General features: G+C 62.5%; 15 protein-coding genes and 1 pseudogene. 5 read left to right on the top strand and 11 right to left on the bottom strand.

What is annotated here, in order from left to right; all coding sequences use genetic code 11:
- Positions 1-16 precede the first annotated feature (16 nt).
- The 3 genes from G9X64_RS21505 to G9X64_RS21495 are packed head-to-tail and all read right to left on the bottom strand — an operon-like array spanning position 17 to position 3,953.
- Positions 17-1,924, bottom strand: coding sequence for a glycosyltransferase family 2 protein (locus tag G9X64_RS21505; RefSeq protein WP_171377364.1), 1,908 nt, complete (start codon positions 1,922-1,924; stop codon positions 17-19).
- Positions 1,921-2,907 carry a UDP-glucose 4-epimerase GalE gene (gene galE, locus G9X64_RS21500; RefSeq protein WP_138332420.1) on the bottom strand — a complete coding sequence of 329 codons (987 nt, stop codon included), beginning with the start codon at positions 2,905-2,907 and terminating at the stop codon, positions 1,921-1,923. The genes G9X64_RS21505 and galE overlap by 4 nt, the downstream gene beginning before the upstream one ends.
- Positions 2,907-3,953 (bottom strand): UDP-glucuronic acid decarboxylase family protein, encoded by a 1,047-nt coding sequence (locus G9X64_RS21495; RefSeq protein WP_168312368.1) that lies wholly within the window; start codon positions 3,951-3,953, stop codon positions 2,907-2,909. Before G9X64_RS21495 ends, galE begins: the two co-directional genes overlap by 1 nt.
- Positions 3,954-4,306: 353 nt before the next feature.
- Here G9X64_RS21495 and G9X64_RS21490 point away from each other — a divergent pair, with 353 nt between their 5' ends.
- Entirely contained in the window at positions 4,307-5,455 is a 1,149-nt protein-coding gene (locus G9X64_RS21490; protein WP_168312387.1) for a helix-turn-helix domain-containing protein, read from the top strand.
- Between the two features lie 68 nt (positions 5,456-5,523).
- On the opposite strand, the gene G9X64_RS21485 is transcribed toward G9X64_RS21490, so the two are convergent.
- The gene (locus G9X64_RS21485) at positions 5,524-5,802 is read right to left on the bottom strand and encodes a hypothetical protein (protein WP_168312367.1); all 279 of its coding nucleotides are present in this window, start codon (positions 5,800-5,802) and stop codon (positions 5,524-5,526) included.
- Between the two features lie 207 nt (positions 5,803-6,009).
- Between G9X64_RS21485 and G9X64_RS21480 the strand changes: the two are divergent.
- Positions 6,010-6,084: pseudogene (locus G9X64_RS21480) on the top strand (VOC family protein); the annotation flags it as partial.
- Positions 6,085-6,141: 57 nt separating this feature from the next.
- On the opposite strand, the gene G9X64_RS21475 reads toward G9X64_RS21480, so the two are convergent.
- Positions 6,142-8,136, bottom strand: a complete 1,995-nt coding sequence (locus G9X64_RS21475) for a methyl-accepting chemotaxis protein (protein ID WP_168312366.1) — start codon at positions 8,134-8,136, stop codon at positions 6,142-6,144.
- 541 nt (positions 8,137-8,677) lie between these two features.
- Here G9X64_RS21475 and G9X64_RS21470 point away from each other — a divergent pair.
- Complete coding sequence (locus G9X64_RS21470; protein ID WP_168312365.1) at positions 8,678-9,553, top strand: transporter substrate-binding domain-containing protein; 876 nt, start codon at positions 8,678-8,680, stop codon at positions 9,551-9,553.
- A 24-nt stretch (positions 9,554-9,577) separates the two neighbouring features.
- On the opposite strand, the gene G9X64_RS21465 is transcribed toward G9X64_RS21470, so the two are convergent.
- The 5 genes from G9X64_RS21465 to G9X64_RS21445 all read right to left on the bottom strand — a co-directional run bounded on the left by G9X64_RS21465 (position 9,578) and on the right by G9X64_RS21445 (position 12,754).
- Positions 9,578-9,991 (bottom strand): tellurite resistance TerB family protein, encoded by a 414-nt coding sequence (locus tag G9X64_RS21465; RefSeq protein ID WP_003545221.1) that lies wholly within the window; start codon positions 9,989-9,991, stop codon positions 9,578-9,580.
- 101 nt (positions 9,992-10,092) lie between these two features.
- Positions 10,093-10,803 carry a thermonuclease family protein gene (locus tag G9X64_RS21460; RefSeq protein WP_168312364.1) on the bottom strand — a complete coding sequence of 237 codons (711 nt, stop codon included), beginning with the start codon at positions 10,801-10,803 and terminating at the stop codon, positions 10,093-10,095.
- An 11-nt stretch (positions 10,804-10,814) separates the two neighbouring features.
- Positions 10,815-11,492, bottom strand: coding sequence for a S24 family peptidase (locus G9X64_RS21455; protein WP_168312363.1), 678 nt, complete (start codon positions 11,490-11,492; stop codon positions 10,815-10,817).
- Between the two features lie 124 nt (positions 11,493-11,616).
- On the bottom strand, positions 11,617-12,264 hold the full coding sequence (locus tag G9X64_RS21450) for a response regulator (RefSeq protein ID WP_168312362.1): 648 nt from the start codon (positions 12,262-12,264) through the stop codon (positions 11,617-11,619).
- Between the two features lie 91 nt (positions 12,265-12,355).
- Positions 12,356-12,754: a hypothetical protein gene (locus tag G9X64_RS21445; RefSeq protein ID WP_168312361.1), complete on the bottom strand. Its 399-nt coding sequence runs from the start codon at positions 12,752-12,754 to the stop codon at positions 12,356-12,358.
- Between the two features lie 118 nt (positions 12,755-12,872).
- On the opposite strand from G9X64_RS21445, the gene G9X64_RS21440 reads away from it, so the two are divergent.
- Both G9X64_RS21440 and G9X64_RS21435 read left to right on the top strand, forming a co-directional pair.
- The gene (locus tag G9X64_RS21440; protein WP_168312386.1) at positions 12,873-13,226 is read left to right on the top strand and encodes a DUF952 domain-containing protein; all 354 of its coding nucleotides are present in this window, start codon (positions 12,873-12,875) and stop codon (positions 13,224-13,226) included.
- Complete coding sequence (locus tag G9X64_RS21435; protein WP_168312360.1) at positions 13,223-14,311, top strand: quinone-dependent dihydroorotate dehydrogenase; 1,089 nt, start codon at positions 13,223-13,225, stop codon at positions 14,309-14,311. The genes G9X64_RS21440 and G9X64_RS21435 overlap by 4 nt, the downstream gene beginning before the upstream one ends.
- Here G9X64_RS21435 and G9X64_RS21430 read toward each other — a convergent pair.
- The gene (locus tag G9X64_RS21430) at positions 14,287-15,633 is read right to left on the bottom strand and encodes an MATE family efflux transporter (RefSeq protein WP_168312359.1); all 1,347 of its coding nucleotides are present in this window, start codon (positions 15,631-15,633) and stop codon (positions 14,287-14,289) included. The genes G9X64_RS21435 and G9X64_RS21430 overlap by 25 nt on opposite strands.
- Positions 15,634-15,648 lie beyond the last annotated feature (15 nt).

The raw sequence follows: 15,648 nt of genomic DNA, 5'->3' as shown, positions 1-15,648 counted from the left end.
GGCTATTTTGGATGGGCTATGCATTGTGTATTTCCTCCACGCTTGGCCGCACATCCGGGTGAGCGGCATCCGTTCTCAGTTGGATTTCCTCCGGATCGGAAATCCATCGTGGTTTGAAGAAGATCGTGCGCAGGGCGGTCCCGCCCCGGCCTGCACCGGAGGCGGCGTAGCGCTCTTCGAACAGCTGAAGGCGGCCGCTGCCCCAGGCGAGTGCCTCGGTCGCATCCTTTCCGCGCATGATGGTTGCAGCCCCCGGCAACGCGACGAGCGCAAGAAGTACGGTCGCCATCGCCGGACGGTAGAAACGCGGGGCCGCCGCAACCGTATTTTCCTTCGAATGGCGCCCGACGATGACCAACAGCAGCGCGCAGTAGATCGCCGCGTTCAGGACGGTAAAGAAGTACCCCCCCTTGGAAGCGCCGGCATCGTCGATTGCCAGGGCGGGCAATACCGCCATGAGCGCCAGCAAAGCGTAGGGCGCCAGGACACGCACCGGCAGCAGATCGACTTCGGACCGCCCTTTCGGCGTGACGCGGAAATCGACGAAGGAGCCTGTCACAAAATCGTGCACCGCAGCCAGCGTGCCAGCGAGCGCCCAGGGCCAGCGCGCGAAGAGAAAGAGCATGCATTCCCAGCTCAGGATCTTGGCGTCGTAGGGGCGGAAAGAGCTGCTGGCGCGCCAGCGATAAGCCATGACCACGAGAGCGATAGAAAGCGGTGCGAAATGCGCCAGGAAATCGGGATAGGTCACCGTCACGAAGTTCTGGCCGCGCACGAGCGCGATGATCGGCAGCGCAAACATGAGCAACATAAAGAACGCAAAAAGCGGATACCAGAGTTGCGAAAAGAGGAACTGGAACTTGAGCCGGGGCGGCAGCCGGCCGACGAGGCTCGGCGAGTACCGCAACAGCACCATGACCAGGCTGCGCGACCACTGGAATTCCTGCGTCACGAGGTCGCTGAAGGTTCTCGGGCCGTCACCATGGGCGATGGCATCCAGCGCATGCACACCCCGCCAGCCGCCGGCATTCATCATCAATGTCGTCGAATGGTCTTCAGCCAACTCCGGACCGAGGCCGCCGATCTGCTTGAGGGCGACGGTACGCACCGCGTAATGCGACCCTATGCACATCGGCGCCAGGCCGCCATTGTAACCGGCTTGGAGCGAGCCATGCATGCTGGCCTCGGCATAGAGCCTTCCACGTGCCGACCAGCTTTCGGAAGCGTTCTTGTCGCAAATGCTGGGGGCCGAGACATAGCCGACCTTTGGATCGGCGAACGGACGCAGCATGTGGAAGAGATAGTCGGGCGCGGGAACATGATCCGCATCGAGTTGCGCCACGAAATCGTAGCGGCTGTAGCCGTAGTGGTCGTAGAAGAAGGCGAGATTGCCTTCCTTGCACCGCGTGCGTCGGGGCCACGACGTCCGATGATAATCGGATCGCCCCTTGCGGGTCGAGACGAGGACCCCGTGCCCGGAGCACCAGTTAAGAGTCTCGGGGGAAGGGTCTTCGTCGGCAAGCCAGGTGTCGTGTTCCACCTCCTGGGCAAGCATTGCCAGCAGGGTTTCACTGACGACCGAGAAGGGTTCCGCCGGCGCCTTGGTCACGACCATGGCCACTCGACTGCCCGCCGGCAGGCGCAAGGGACCGTTCGGTCTTGCCGCCCGATAAAAGACGACGATGAAATAGGCCGGCAGAGCGGTAACCCAGGCAAGAACGAGGCTCACCGTAATCGTGCCGAAAGCATCGACGTGATGGCGCGGCTCCAGCCACCAGATCCAGAAATAGGCGAAGGCGCAGGCCCATACGGCCGCCGAGAACAGATATTCGGCCCGCCGATATCCAGTCAGAACCGGGACAAGAAGCGGCTCGTGAGAGGGGTCCGGAGCATGCGTCGCTTGGGTAATCGCAAGTTCGGTCACGCGCGCGCCTCCAGTCCGAAGAACGGAGCCGCCGTTCGCACGATGGTTTCGAGGTCGGAATATCGAGGCTGGAAGCAGAGCGTCTCGCGGGCCAGGCTGGCGTCGGCGTAGAGGCTGGGCGGATCGCCCGGCCGGCGTGGATGGATGACGACCGGGACTTCGCACCCGGTCGTTTCCTGGATCACGCGCAGGACTTCCCTGATGGAAAAACCCCGCCCGGTGCCGAGGTTGACAGCGAGGTTTGCTCCGCCTTTGGCGAGATGGGTGAAGGCCTGAACATGGGCGCGCGCGAGATCTGCGACGTGAATATAGTCCCTTATGCAGGTCCCGTCAGGGGTGTCATAATCATCGCCGAATATTTCCAGGTGCGGTATCCGGCCGGCCGCGGCCAGCAGCGCCCGCGGAATGAGATGGGTTTCCGGAACGTGCCATTCGCCAAGCTCGCCGTCCGGATCGGCTCCACAGGCATTGAAGTAACGCAGGGCAACATACCGCAGGCCGTAGGCCGCCGCATAATCGGCGAGCATATGCTCGAAGATCAGCTTGGTCTTGCCGTAGGGATTGATCGGAGCCTTCGGCAACGTCTCATCGATCGGCAGCACGGAGGGGACGCCGTAGACGGCACAACTCGATGAGAAGATGACGTTCTGAAGCCCCGTCTGCCGGCAGGCATCGATAAGCGACAATGCACCGCAGACATTGTTGTTGTAATATTTCGCTGGGTTCTGCACGGACTCGCCCACGTAGGCCGAGGCGGCAAAGTGGATGACGGCATCAGGAGCATATTTCTCGATGACCTCGATCAGGCATGACGTGTCGAGGACGTCACCTTCGACGAAAGGGCCCCAGCGCACCGACGAACGGTTTCCGGTCGTGAGATTGTCGTAGACGACAGGCTCAATCCCCTCCGAGCGGAGGAGCTTGGCGGTGTGGCTGCCGATATAGCCGGCACCGCCCGTGACAAGGACCCGGGGTGCATCCATCAGACCGCCTCCAGTTCGCGTGCCGGACGGGTGAGAAGGCCATCGAAATAGTCGATCGTCTGACGCAGGCCGCTCGACAAGTCGATGTTCGGCCGCCAGTCGAGTTCCTGCATGGCAAGCGAAATATCGGGGCGACGCTGACGGGGATCGTCAACCGGCAGAGCGCGATGGATGATTTGCGACCGGGAGCCGGTCAATCCGATCACCTGCTCGGCCAGCTCCCGGATCGTGAATTCGCCCGGATTGCCGAGATTGACAGGTCCCGTCAGCGACGACGGCGAGGCCATCATGCGGACCATGCCGCCGATGAGATCATCGACGAAACAGAACGAGCGGGTCTGGGAGCCGTCGCCATATATCGTGATGTCTTGCCCCGTCAGGGCCTGAACGATGAAATTCGAGACGACACGGCCGTCGTCCGGACGCATCCGCGGGCCGTAGGTGTTGAAGATGCGGATGATCTTGATCTCGACGCCGTGCGTGTTGTGGAAGTCGAAGAACAGCGTCTCGGCGCACCGCTTGCCCTCGTCATAGCAGGAGCGCGGCCCGAACGAATTGACGTTGCCCCAGTAGCTTTCGACTTGCGGGTGGACGTTCGGGTCGCCGTAGACTTCGGAGGTCGATGCCTGAAGTATGCGTGCGCCGGTGCGTGCGGCCAGCTCCAGAAGGTTGAGGGAGCCCAGCACGCAGGTCTTTGTCGTATGGATCGGATCGGCCTGATAATGCGGGGGCGATGCCGGGCAGGCGAGGTTATAGATCTCGTCGACTTCCAGATCGAGCGGGTGGACGATATCATGGGCGACGACATTGAAGCGATCGACTCGCTTCAGATGGGCGATATTGCGCCGCATGCCGGTGGAAAAATTGTCGAGGCAGATCACCTGGTGTCCGGCGGCCAAAAGCGTCTCGCACAGATGTGATCCGAGGAAACCTGCACCGCCGGTGACAAGAACTCTCTTGGCAGAAAGAGGCGTTACGGATAGATGATTTGCATCACGAGCCGAAATTTGAACAGAGCGCGCACGAATCTTGCCAAGATAATTCAAGACTACCTCCCGTATTTTCAGATTTTGCTATGTGATCTTCGATATTTACTTCGCTATCCCGCGAAACTAAGTCGTTCGATCATGCGAATATTTTATTCGTCCGGTTTTCTTTTGGAAAGTACCGATGTTTATTTAGATACAGCTAAAGGAGGCAGTTGTCGTTATCCTCACGTCCTGGAAATTATCGCTCCGTACATTTCAGAGCGAAAAGGAATATGATAAACAACTTATGGAGGAGACTCTTCGGGCACTTCCGCTTTTTCAGACGGAGTTCTGCGGAGATTTCAGCCGCAAAAACAATTGCTTTTCTCAATTTCCATGGCTCGGGTCGGGTTATGCGCTGGAGGAATTGGATGGCTACAGGGTCTGAATCCGACGATGATCCTGCCGCGGAACAGGAACGGCCGGCGCATATGGAGCGGCGGCGCTGGCCGCGCGAACCGGCCCTGCGCAAGGAACGCCCACCCCATGCCTCCCCTGCACTCGTGCCGCTGCGATTCTCGACGCAGGACCTGCCACCGGCAGAACAATTCCAGGCCTGGCGGGCACATATGGCGCCGCTCGTGGATGTTCATCTGCCGGAGGGAAAATCACCGGAAGACGGGTTCCTCGCGGAGCAGATCGGCTGGCATCTCGGCGATATCCTCATCGTCCAGCAGCGCGCGCATGCCCACAGATATATCCGCGATCAGGCCATGCTTCGATCGAGCCCCATCGACCATTGGAACGTCGGCCTGCAGCGCAGCGGCCAAGCCTGGACCGAGGTCAACCGTCGTGTCACCGAGACCGGTGCCGGTGAGATACTTTTCATGTCTCTCGGTAGCCCCTATCGCGGACGGACGACCGATACCGAAGCTTTGCTCGTGTTCCTGCCGTATGAGCTGCTGGCCCGCGACGCGAGCCTTCTCCAGAGCGCCGGCAACACGGTTCTTTCGGGCAGCCACGCCGAGTTGCTCATGGGCTATCTCACGGGTCTCGAAACGAACCTCGGCAATCTGACGATAGAGGAAGTGCCCCGGATCATCCAAACCATCGGCGATATGGTCGTTGCGGGCGCCGCATCGTCCACAAGGACTGACACCAGCCAAAACCAGACCAACATGGGACTGATGGAGCGGGCGCACCGCTACATTCACGTCAATCTCCATTCGGAAAACTTGACACCGGACATGATGTGCCGCGCGTTGGGGATTTCGCGTACGCGGCTTTACCAACTGTTTGAGGCGAGCGGAGGCGTGCTCAATTATATTCGCAAGCGGCGATTGCTGCAGGCCTATGCGGATCTCAGCAATTCGGCCGACCACAGGCCGATTTCAGAAATTGCAGAAGCCGCCGGTTTCGAGGTCGCCGCCAATTTTACGCGCGCCTTCATCCACGAATTCGGGCTGAGCCCGCGTGAAATCCGAAGGACGGTGGCAACCCAACAGCGGCCGGCTCCGGCCATCCGCTCCGCGCGGCGTTACGGAAAAACGATCGGTGATTGGCTGGCCCTGACGGGTTAGTCCGGCTCGGGCAGGCTATACTCGATGTCACAAAATACCGCTTTTCTTCACACGTCCATCTCCAAAATCTAATCCCCGAAGAACCGGATCGGCTTGTATTGGCGGTGCGCGATGATCAGGCTTCGGTCTGGCTGGATGATGTAGGTTTCCTCCACCTGCCGGCCGTACTGGTCGACGAAATCATGTGGGAAGCTGGAGCCGGGCGGCGATTTGGTGAGTTTGGTGCGCGGCTGGCCACTATAGGTGATGCTGCCGGGGATGGGTTCGAGGCCCGGTCCGCCGTAGCTGACGGTGTTGCATCCCGCGAGAACGAGCGTGCCGACGAGGCCGATGACTGCAGGTTTCATGTCCATCCCTCCCAATGCCGTGAATAGTATCACTCTACGCCTCGCCGAATAGGGCTCACGACACGAATGCTCATGCCGCTCTTCAATCCTTTGAGAAACATCCCCGGGGACGTCGTGATCGAGCGACCGGACGCGACATCCACTTATTGATATTAGGGCGAAGATCTGGCTCCTCCAGGCGTGTGACCCATCCGTAGCCGAAACACCTTGCGCGGCGGCTGGCTATGCTATTGCACGGCGCCCGGAAACATCCTCGTCGAGATCGGCTGGCGGCCGGGTTAGGTCCCCAAATAGAAAGGGCGGCCGCAGCCGCCCCTGCCAATGCCTGTCTTGACCGGCTCAGAATTCCGTCCAGTCGGGATCCTGGCTCGGCGATGTGCTGCCGCCGGCGCCGAAGGCGTTGGCGATCTTCTGGCCGAGCGCGCGGGCCGGTGAGGTGGCCGGGCGGGCGGTCCCTTCCTTGGCAACGCGGATCGGGGCTGCCCTGACGGCCGGGCGGGCGGCGGCGCGTGGTGCTGCCGTGGCGATTGGTGCACTCGTGGTGAAGCCGCCGGTGCCGGTCAGCCTGAATTGGCTGAGCAGATTGTTGAGAGCTGCCGCTTCGGTTGCCAGGTTATGGCTGGCGGCGGTGGATTCCTCGACCATCGCCGCATTCTGCTGCGTGCCCTGGTCCATGGTGTTGACGGCGGTGTTGATCTCCTGCAGGCCGATCGACTGTTCGCGGGAGGCTTCGGCGATTGCGTGGACGTGCTGGTTGATCTCCTGCACCTCCTGGACGATCGCGTCGAGCGCCTTGCCGGTTTCGCCGACCAGCGAGACGCCGGTCTGCACATGCGAGCCGGAGGTGCTGATCAGCGCCTTGATCTCCTTGGCGGCCTTCGCCGAGCGCTGGGCGAGTTCGCGCACTTCTTGCGCGACGACGGCAAAGCCCTTGCCGGCATCGCCGGCGCGGGCGGCTTCGACGCCTGCATTCAGCGCCAAAAGATTGGTCTGGAAGGCGATGTCGTCGATGACGCCGATGATGTTGGAGATTTCACCCGAGGACTTCTCGATCTGCTGCATTGCGGAGACGGCCTTGCGGACGACCTCGCCGGATTTTTCGGCGCCGAGGCGGGTACGGGCAACAAGCTGGCTCGCCTCCTCCGCCCGCTTGGCGGCGTCGCGCACTGTCGTGGTGATCTCTTCCAGCGCTGCTGCCGTTTCTTCGACGGAGGCCGATTGCTGTTCCGTCCGCTGGGAAAGCTGGTCCGCGGAGGAACGAATCTCGTTGGCGCCTGCGCCGATCGCCCGGGCATTGGCGCCGACCGTATGCATGGTTTCGTTGAGCTTCTCGACCGAGTTGTTGAAATCCTCACGCAACGCATCGAGATGCGCGACGAAGGGCTCGGCGATATGCGAGGCGAGATCGCCGGCGGCAAGGCGGCGCAGGCCGTCGCCGAGTGCGGTGACGGCGCGGTCGAGTTCGGATGCTTCGCGGGCCTTCTGCGCCTCGCGGTCGCGGCGCTCGCTGTCGCTGACGTCGCGGTCTGCTTCGGCACGCGCTTCGATCCGGGCGCGCTCGATCGCATTGTCGCGGAAGACCGAAACGGCCTTTGCCATCTGGCCGACTTCGTCGCCGCGGTCGAGGCCGCTGACATCGCTTGTCGTATCGCCCTCGGCAAGCCGCGTCATGCGCTGGCGCAGCTCCATCATCGGGCCGGCGATGCCTATCTGGGCCACGACCACGCTGAAGCCGACGGCAGCGAGAACGGCGATGCCGATCAGAACGAGACAGAAGACGATCCGTTCGTTGACGGAAGCCGAGAGCGCGTCGCCGCCATCGTTGAGCATCGCCATCATCGCATCATTGTTGGCGATCATCTTCGGCGTCAGTGCATCGAGCTTGCCATTGATCAGGGCAACATTCGCCTGGGCGCCGGCGCCGTCCTTGGCTTTGCTCTGTTCGATGATCTTGGTCGCCAGCGTTTCGATCTCATCGATGCCCGCCTGAATTTCATCGATCGCCGGCTTGCGGCTGGGCACCAGCGCCAGCGCCTGCTTCATCCGGTCACGCGCCTGCGGCAGCTTGCTCGGTGTGGCGAGCGCCGTCTGGAATTCGGGCGTATCGGGCTTCATGTCGGCAAGCAGGCTTACCTGCAGCACCGAGGCCACCACCGATGCGCTGGCGCGTGCGCTCAGCATCGAGGCCTGCGCCTCATGGTCGATGAAGGCGCTGTAGGCGGCGTCCGCACGGCGGAACTCGGAAATGACATAGATCAACCCGGCCATCGTGATCAGCCCGAGCAGCGCCACGACCGATATGATTTTTGTGCGGATTTTCAGATGTTTCAGCATGGAAATGTCACCCGATTGACGGGGCGTGCTCGCGCGCCCGGTGCTGATGAAATCAATTGTTGCAGAAAACGCTGCTTCAATATCGCGGTTTAGGGATTACGTTTGGGCTGACGCCTGCATCATGCGATCGGCTGGCGGGGTCCGATGTCGTCGCAACAAATAAAAGGCGATAATCTTTAATTCCACGCTAACGCGATGCGGCGGTTGGCTGTGATTTTTAGGGGCTGACTTGTCGTCCAGGTGCGTTGCCATGGTGGCCGGTCCGCGCCGGTGGCTGCCCCCTCACCCTAACCTTACAGGGGTCGAACCACTTATCTCGATCGGTCTTCCGGATCCCCGACGTGGAGAAGAGGAATCGAGACGGTGCCCCAAATCTCTTCTCCCCGAGGGGAGAAGAGGGAATCGAGACGTTGCGGCACCTCCCCTTCACGTCTGAAACCGAAGCCATTCTCACTCCCACGCATATTCCCCGTCCCGCATGACTCTGATACACCTTGCCGACGCCGCACGCTTCGCGCTTAACCCTGAGACCACAATCACGATGATGCAATCCAAGCTGGCATCCCTGACTCTGAAGGGTTTTTTCGCACTCGGTCTGTTTCTCGGCGCGCTTTTTTCAAGTTTTGCCGCATCTGCCCAGCAGGCGGCGCCCTCGCTGCCGCTACTCTTCGATGCGCGCGAGCGTCTTGCAAGGCCCGATCTCTCCTCGCTGGTGCGCCTGCGCTTCCTGACGTCGGTCGATTTCCCGCCCTTCAATTTCACTGATCAGAACGGCAAGCTTTCCGGTTTCAATGTCGACCTCGCCCGCGAAATCTGCAGCGAGTTGGAGATTTCAGACAAGTGCCAGATCCAGGCGATCCCCTTCGCCGACCTCAGGGATGCGCTCGCCGCCTCCCAGGGGGATGCCGTCATCGCCGGTTTTGCCGTGACCCCGGAGCTGCGCCGGCAATTCCTCTTCTCCAGGCCCTATCTGATGCTGCCGGCGCGCTTCGTGCGCAATCTCGCCGTGCCGCTCGATGGAAAGACTGCTGCCGCCCTTTCCAGCCACCCGGTCGGTGTCGTCAGGGGGACGGTGCATGAGGCGATGCTGGCCGCCTTTTTCCCCACGCTCAAGGCCGAGCCGTTCGACACGAAGGACGCCCTGCTTGCGGCGCTCAAGGACCGCAAGGTCGACGCCGCCTTTGCCGATGCGCTACAGCTTTCCTTCTGGGTCTCTTCGCCGGCCTCGGCCAAATGCTGCGCGCTGTTCGACGGCCCCTATCTTTCCGAGCATTTCCTCGGCGAGGGCATGACGATCATGCTGCGGCAGAAGGACAGCGTCCTGACATCCGCCATCGATCACGCGCTCGCCACGCTGTCACGCAACGGCCGTCTTCAGGAAATCTATCTGCGGTATTTCCCCTACGGGCTTTATTGAAGCCGCAGTCCAAATTGCGCGCATTCAGCCCTTGCGGAAGCGGGCAATCGCACTGCGCTCGATCGCCGCGCAGGTGAGCTTGTCGAGGCCGAGCCGGTCGCGCAGCAGGCTGAGCAGCCGCAACTCCTCCGCCTTGACCGAGAGATCGGCGGATGCCACCTCGACAGCCAGCGCATAGGCCGTGTCGTAGAGCTTTGCGGGCAGGGTGTCGCGTACGGTTTCGAGAACGACGTCGAGGCCTTCCGGCCCGGCCAGCAGCGAGGCGCAGTCGCGCGCCACCGCAATCAGCTTGTCGTCGTCGAAATCCCGGAAAACCGGCAGGAATCCGATCAATTGGCCGATCCTTGTCATCTCCCTGTCGTTCATCGTGCTGTCGACGGCGGAGGCCATCACCATCACGTAGATCAGCGCGTCATGGGCGGAAAGCGGCTTGTTCATCTCTGATTCCTTTTTCGATCAGCCGAGATTAGGAATTGGCGACAGCCATTACAAGGGATCGGCCCGATCCGGGCTGTCAGGCCGCTGTCGTGGCTGCCGGTTTATTTGCGGCGCGGATCATCGCCGTAGAGGCCTTTTCCTGCCTGCCTGGCCTTTTCGGCGGCAGCCGCAAGCGGCGAACCGGCCGCCGGTTCCGCCCAGCCGTTTTCGGCGAGCCATAAGCCGAGATCCTCCGTGCCGAGCCGGCAGGCAGTCGTTACTGTTTCCTTCCATTCTACCGTCTCGAGATCGCAGCTGACGCTGCGGTTGCGCAACAGCAGGCGCAGCGCCGTCTTCGCCATCATGCCGCAGGGCCATTGCCGACCCGCCGGCCCGCATATCCTGTCGGTCGGTGTTGGCACGATGCCGGCAAGCAGAAGCCGGCGTTCGCCAAAGGAAAGAATGCCGGCATTTTCGACCATCGGCCGCGCCAGCTCCACCGCCTTTTTCGCGGCTGGACTTGCCGTTTCCCCGGCCGGCGTCTCCGCTTGTTGCGGTACATCGGCCGGTTTGGGTGCCCCGCTGTCGCCTGGGTCTGGGGAGGGCGGAGCCGTAGGCTCCACTGAGCGAGCGATCATTTCGGCACGGTCGTCCGAGATTGTCGCACGTTCGCCGGCTTTGGGAGCAGCATCCGCCGCTGCCGTCGCCGTCTCCTCTGCAGACGCCATCTCTTCCCCGGCCGTGCCGCCGCCAAGCTTTGCCTGCCCTGCCAGCAGCAGGCCGGCCACCACCGCCATCCCCGTGATACCTGTGATGAAGGCGGCAGGACGCATGGAATATCTTCCTATTGGCTGGCCCAGATGATGCGAGCGATCCAGTCGACGTCGGAAAGCTCGAGGGTGCGGTTAGGATGTTCGGGATTGAGCGACATCAGCTCGATCGACCGCGGGCTCTGGCGCAGCAGCACCTTGGCCATCACCTCGCCCTCATTTGTGCGCACGACGACGCGGTCGTTGCGGCGCACCTGTGCCCCCGGCTCGACGATCAGAACGTCGCCGTCGCGGTAGAGCGGCATCATGCTCTCGCCCTGAACCTCCAGCGCATAGACGCCGGCCTTCCGTGCCGGGGTTGCCGGAAACTCCACCACGTCCCAGCCCTGGCCAGCCGGAAAGCCGCCATCGTCGAAAAAGCCGCCGGCGCCCGCCTGGGCGAAGCCGAGCAGCGGAATGGAGCCGCCTTGCTGGGGAAATGCGCTTTCCTGTTGCTTGACCTGCTGCTCGGAGGGGCCGGCGTCCGGCCGCATGAAGGCCAGAAACTCCTCCATGCTTGCCCCTGTCGCATAGAGCACTTTGGCGATCGATTCCGTCGAGGGCCAGCGCAGTCGCCCGTCGGCGGAAAGCCGTTTCGACTTGTTGAAGGAGGTCGGGTCAAGGCCGGCGCGGCGCGCAAGACCGGATGGCGTCAGCTCGTGCCGTCCGGCAAGCCTGTCGATCGCTTCCCAAATCTGGTCGTGTGACAGCATGTGCGCCCGATCCCTGCGCGGCTGTTTCAACGGCGCGCTTCAACCGGGCGGAATGTTAACCGACCGGTCCGCCCGAGTAAAGATAAAGGAGGAATAAAATCCTGTCACATCAGGCGTGCCATGCTCAGGCGACCATCGCCATGTTGATCTTGCCGAGCTGGATGACAGCCTGCGTCCGGCTGTCGACATCGAGTTTCAACAGGATCGCCGAGACATGCGCCTTGATCGTCGCCTCGGAGACGCCGAGTTCGTAGGCGATCTGCTTGTTCAGCAGCCCTTCGCCGAGCATGGTCAGCACCCGGCTCTGCTGCGGCGTCAGCGTATGCAGGCGGTGGATCAGGTCGGCGACATCGGGATCCTGCTCCTGCCCGTCGCGATAGCTTTCCGGCGTGGCGATGTCGCCGGCAAGCACCGTCTGGATGCTGCGGCGGATGTCCTCGATGCCTGAGGATTTCGATATGAAGCCGGAGGCACCGAGTTCCAGCGCCCGGCGGATCGTCGTCGCATCGTCGGTCGCCGAGACGATGACGATCGGCAGGCTGGCGAATTCGGAGCGCAGCGCCATCAGGCCGGAAAAGCCGCTGACCCCGGGCATGGCGAGATCGAGCAGCATCAGGTCGGCATCCGCATGGGCGCCGGCGGCCCGGCGCGCGGCGGCGAAATCGCCGGCCTCGACGATCGACTGCCGGCCTTCCATGCCGGTCACCGCCTGGCGCAGTGCGTCACGGAAAAGCGGATGATCGTCCGCAATGATGATGGTCTGTTCCTGCATCGAAAACTCCCTCCCAAGAGCCCGATCATGCCGGCGTGTGCCTCCGCCCCTCCGCGTTGCATACCGGCTTGCTCGTAGTGACTATATCAGATCAGGTCTTCTGCGGAAGGGGATTGGTGTTTTCCTCAGCCTGGAACTCCTTCACCATCCCCATGAAACTCTTCATCATCCGCTCCATGATGCTGATCGAACGGTCGACCTCGGCATCGCTCGGCAATGCGCGCTGGATGACCCCGCCCTGTTCGAGTGCCGTCACCCGCTTTGCCAGCCGGTCGAGTTCGTCCTCATAGGCCGCCCGTTCGTCTGCCGCCATCCGGCAGACGAGGGCGCCGTCCTTGTCCTGGCAGATCGACATCGCGCCAGTCTGCCGGTCGAGCCGGACGAAATGGTCGCCGCTCTTCTCCAGCTGGAAGCGGCCTGCATCAGGTTCGACGGCCGCGGCCGCAAGCGGCAGGAGAGTAACGCCAAGTGTGAGAACCAAAACCTTCATCGTCTCATCCTCCGGATTTTGCCAGTTGCTGTCCCGTTTTTCGGCGCCGGGGCGTGGACATCGCCGCCTCTTTCCGGCAAAGCCCTCGTGACCGAGGACCAGCAATCGCGAGGCCATGATGACCGTGACACCGACCCTTTACAAGATCGTGACGGAAACGCTCTGGCAGCAAGCCAGACAAACCGGCACTTTTCATGGCGCCGGCATCGATCTCAAGGATGGCTTCATCCATTTCTCGACAGCGGACCAGGTGAAGCAGACCGCCGCCCTGCATTTTGCCGGCCAGTCCGGCCTGCTGCTGATTGCCGTCGATGGCAGCGGCTTCGGTGACAGGCTGATCTTCGAACCCTCGCGCGGCGGCGATCTCTTCCCGCACCTCTACGCCGATCTGCCGCTTGCCGCCGTACTCTGGGAGGCGCCGCTGCCGCTCGACGAAGCCGGCGCCCATGTCTTCCCGGAGCTCGCGCCATGATCGATCCCTTCAAACGTCTCGCCCGCAAGGGTCTCTTCCTGTTCGATCCGGAAACGGCGCATGGCATGTCGATCGCCGCCTTGAAATCCGGCCTCGTGCCGGCCTGCCAGATCACGCCCGATCCGCGTCTGCGCCAGACCGTTGCCGGCCTTACCTTCGAAAATCCGCTCGGCATGGCCGCCGGCTACGACAAGAATGCCGAGGTGCCGGAGGCGCTGCTGAAGCTCGGCTTCGGCTTTACCGAGATCGGCACGGTGACGCCGAAGCCGCAATCCGGCAATCCGCGCCCGCGCATCTTCCGCCTGGTGGAGGATGAAGCCGTCATCAACCGTCTCGGCTTCAACAATGAAGGCCATGAGGCCGCTTTCGGGCGCCTCGTCGCACTAAGGGGCGGTGGCATGGTCGGCGTCAATATCGGCGCCAACAAGGACAGCGAGGACCGCATCGCCGATTATGTCGCCGGCATCCGGCGCTTTTATTCCGTCGCGCGCTATTTCACCGCCAACATCTCCTCGCCGAACACGCCCGGCCTGCGCGACCTGCAGGGGCGCGAAAGCCTTGCGGTGCTGTTATCATCAGTGCTTGCGGCGCGCGATGAGATGACGGCGGCATCCGGCCGGAACATCCCGGTCTTTCTGAAGATCGCCCCTGATCTGACCGACGAAGGCATGGACGATATCGCCGCGGAAGTGCTCTCGCATGCGCTGGATGGCCTGATCGTTTCCAACACCACGCTTTCGCGCGACGGCCTCAAGGATCAGCGGCAGGCGAAGGAGGCGGGCGGCCTTTCCGGCGTGCCGCTGTTCGAAAGGTCGACGTCCGTGCTCGCCAGGATGCGCAAGCGCGTCGGCCTTGATCTGCCGATCATCGGCGTCGGCGGCGTCTCCTCGGCCGAGACCGCGCTGGAGAAGATCAGGGCGGGTGCCGATCTCGTCCAGCTCTATTCCTGCATGGTCTATGAAGGCCCCGGCCTGGCAGGCGATATCGTGCGCGGCCTCTCGAAACTCCTGGACCGCGAAAAGGCCGGCTCGATCCGCGAACTGCGCGATACCAGGGTCGATTACTGGGCAGCGCGAAAGGTCTGATCGGCCCGTTGCTTGACCAGCATCGCCAGGAGGAAACCGCGAAAGAGCAGGAAGGCGTTCATCGCCAGCCAGAGGCCGTGATTGCCGAAGAGCGGCACGAAGACCGCGAGCATCAAGAGATAGCCGGCAAAAGATATCAGCATCCGGTTGCGCATGTCGACCGACCATGTGGCGCCGATGAAGACCCCGTCCATCAGGAAGGCGAGCGCGCCGGTCAGTCCGGTGACCGCTGCCCAGGGCAGATAGGTTTCGGCCGCCTGCCGCACCTCCGGCGAGGTAGTCAGCACCGAGATCAGCCAGGGGCCGGCGAGGAAGAAGAAGGCCGAGCCGAGCGCCGCCAGCCCGAAGGACCAAAAGGTCGTGAGCTTCAGCCCGCGGTCGAAGGCCGGCCGGTAGCGCGCGCCGATTGCCCGGCCGATGATCTGTTCGGCGGCATTGGCAAGCCCGTCGAGATAATAGCCGGAGAGCAGGAAGAAATTCATCACCACGGCATTGGCGGCAAGCGTCACTGCGCCGAAGCTGGTGCCGATCCGCGTCATGATGGTGAAGGCGCCGATCAGCACGAAGGTGCGGATCAGGATGTCGCGGTTGAGCGCGAAAAGCTCAGCCAGCTGGTGCCGGGAAAAGACCTCGGACCATGCCGGCCGGGCTGCTTTACCGAAGCCGCGCAGCACGATGACAAGCCCGGCGATCGCGCCGACGGTTTCGCCGGCCATCGTCCCCCAGGCGACCCCTGCCACGCCCCAATCGAGCGTCAGGCCGAGATAGATGGAAAGCAGGATGTTGATGCCGTTGATGATCGCCTGCAGCAGCAGTCCGATGTTGCCCTGTCCGCGCCCGAGCACGAAGCCAAGGATGGCATAATTTGCCAATGCCGCGGGTGCCGCCAGCATGCGGATGGAAAAATAGGTGCTGGTCGCCTCGGCGATCGCGCCTTCCGCCCCCATCAGCCTCAACCCCGCCGTCATCAGCAGCGGCGAAAAACAGAGCAGCGCCAGTCCGCAGCCAAGCGCCGAAATCATCGCCCGGGAAAAGACCGCCTGCTGCTCGTGCTGGTCGCGACGGCCATAGGCCTGCGCTGTCAGCCCGGTCGTCGAGGCGCGCAGGAAGTTGAAGCTGCCGAGGATCAGATCGAAGAGCATCGCGCCGATCGCCAGCCCGGCCAGCGCTTCCGCATTGCCCATGCGGCCGACGACGGCGGTGTTCGTCAGCCCGAGGAGCGGCGTCGTCATGAAACCGAGCGTCATCGGAACGGCGATCGACAGCACCATCAGGTGCGTCACGTCGAATGCAAGCGCGTTATGATTGCTGCGTGTATCCATGCCGGCCTCGTCGCG

The sequence above is a fragment of the Rhizobium sophorae genome (assembly GCF_013087515.1).
GTDB classification, from domain to species: domain Bacteria; phylum Pseudomonadota; class Alphaproteobacteria; order Rhizobiales; family Rhizobiaceae; genus Rhizobium; species Rhizobium sophorae.
This window is presented reverse-complemented; position numbering and strand designations above follow the sequence as displayed.

Coding starts and splice junctions, on each gene's coding strand:
- galE (WP_138332420.1), bottom strand. CDS start 2,907: ATGGATGCACCCCGGGTCCTTGTCACGGGCGGTGCCGGCTATATCGGC.
- G9X64_RS21490 (WP_168312387.1), top strand. CDS start 4,307: ATGGCTACAGGGTCTGAATCCGACGATGATCCTGCCGCGGAACAGGAA.
- G9X64_RS21485 (WP_168312367.1), bottom strand. CDS start 5,802: ATGAAACCTGCAGTCATCGGCCTCGTCGGCACGCTCGTTCTCGCGGGA.
- G9X64_RS21475 (WP_168312366.1), bottom strand. CDS start 8,136: ATGCTGAAACATCTGAAAATCCGCACAAAAATCATATCGGTCGTGGCG.
- G9X64_RS21470 (WP_168312365.1), top strand. CDS start 8,678: ATGATGCAATCCAAGCTGGCATCCCTGACTCTGAAGGGTTTTTTCGCA.
- G9X64_RS21465 (WP_003545221.1), bottom strand. CDS start 9,991: ATGAACAAGCCGCTTTCCGCCCATGACGCGCTGATCTACGTGATGGTG.
- G9X64_RS21460 (WP_168312364.1), bottom strand. CDS start 10,803: ATGCGTCCTGCCGCCTTCATCACAGGTATCACGGGGATGGCGGTGGTG.
- G9X64_RS21455 (WP_168312363.1), bottom strand. CDS start 11,492: ATGCTGTCACACGACCAGATTTGGGAAGCGATCGACAGGCTTGCCGGA.
- G9X64_RS21450 (WP_168312362.1), bottom strand. CDS start 12,264: ATGCAGGAACAGACCATCATCATTGCGGACGATCATCCGCTTTTCCGT.
- G9X64_RS21445 (WP_168312361.1), bottom strand. CDS start 12,754: ATGAAGGTTTTGGTTCTCACACTTGGCGTTACTCTCCTGCCGCTTGCG.
- G9X64_RS21440 (WP_168312386.1), top strand. CDS start 12,873: ATGACCGTGACACCGACCCTTTACAAGATCGTGACGGAAACGCTCTGG.
- G9X64_RS21435 (WP_168312360.1), top strand. CDS start 13,223: ATGATCGATCCCTTCAAACGTCTCGCCCGCAAGGGTCTCTTCCTGTTC.
- G9X64_RS21430 (WP_168312359.1), bottom strand. CDS start 15,633: ATGGATACACGCAGCAATCATAACGCGCTTGCATTCGACGTGACGCAC.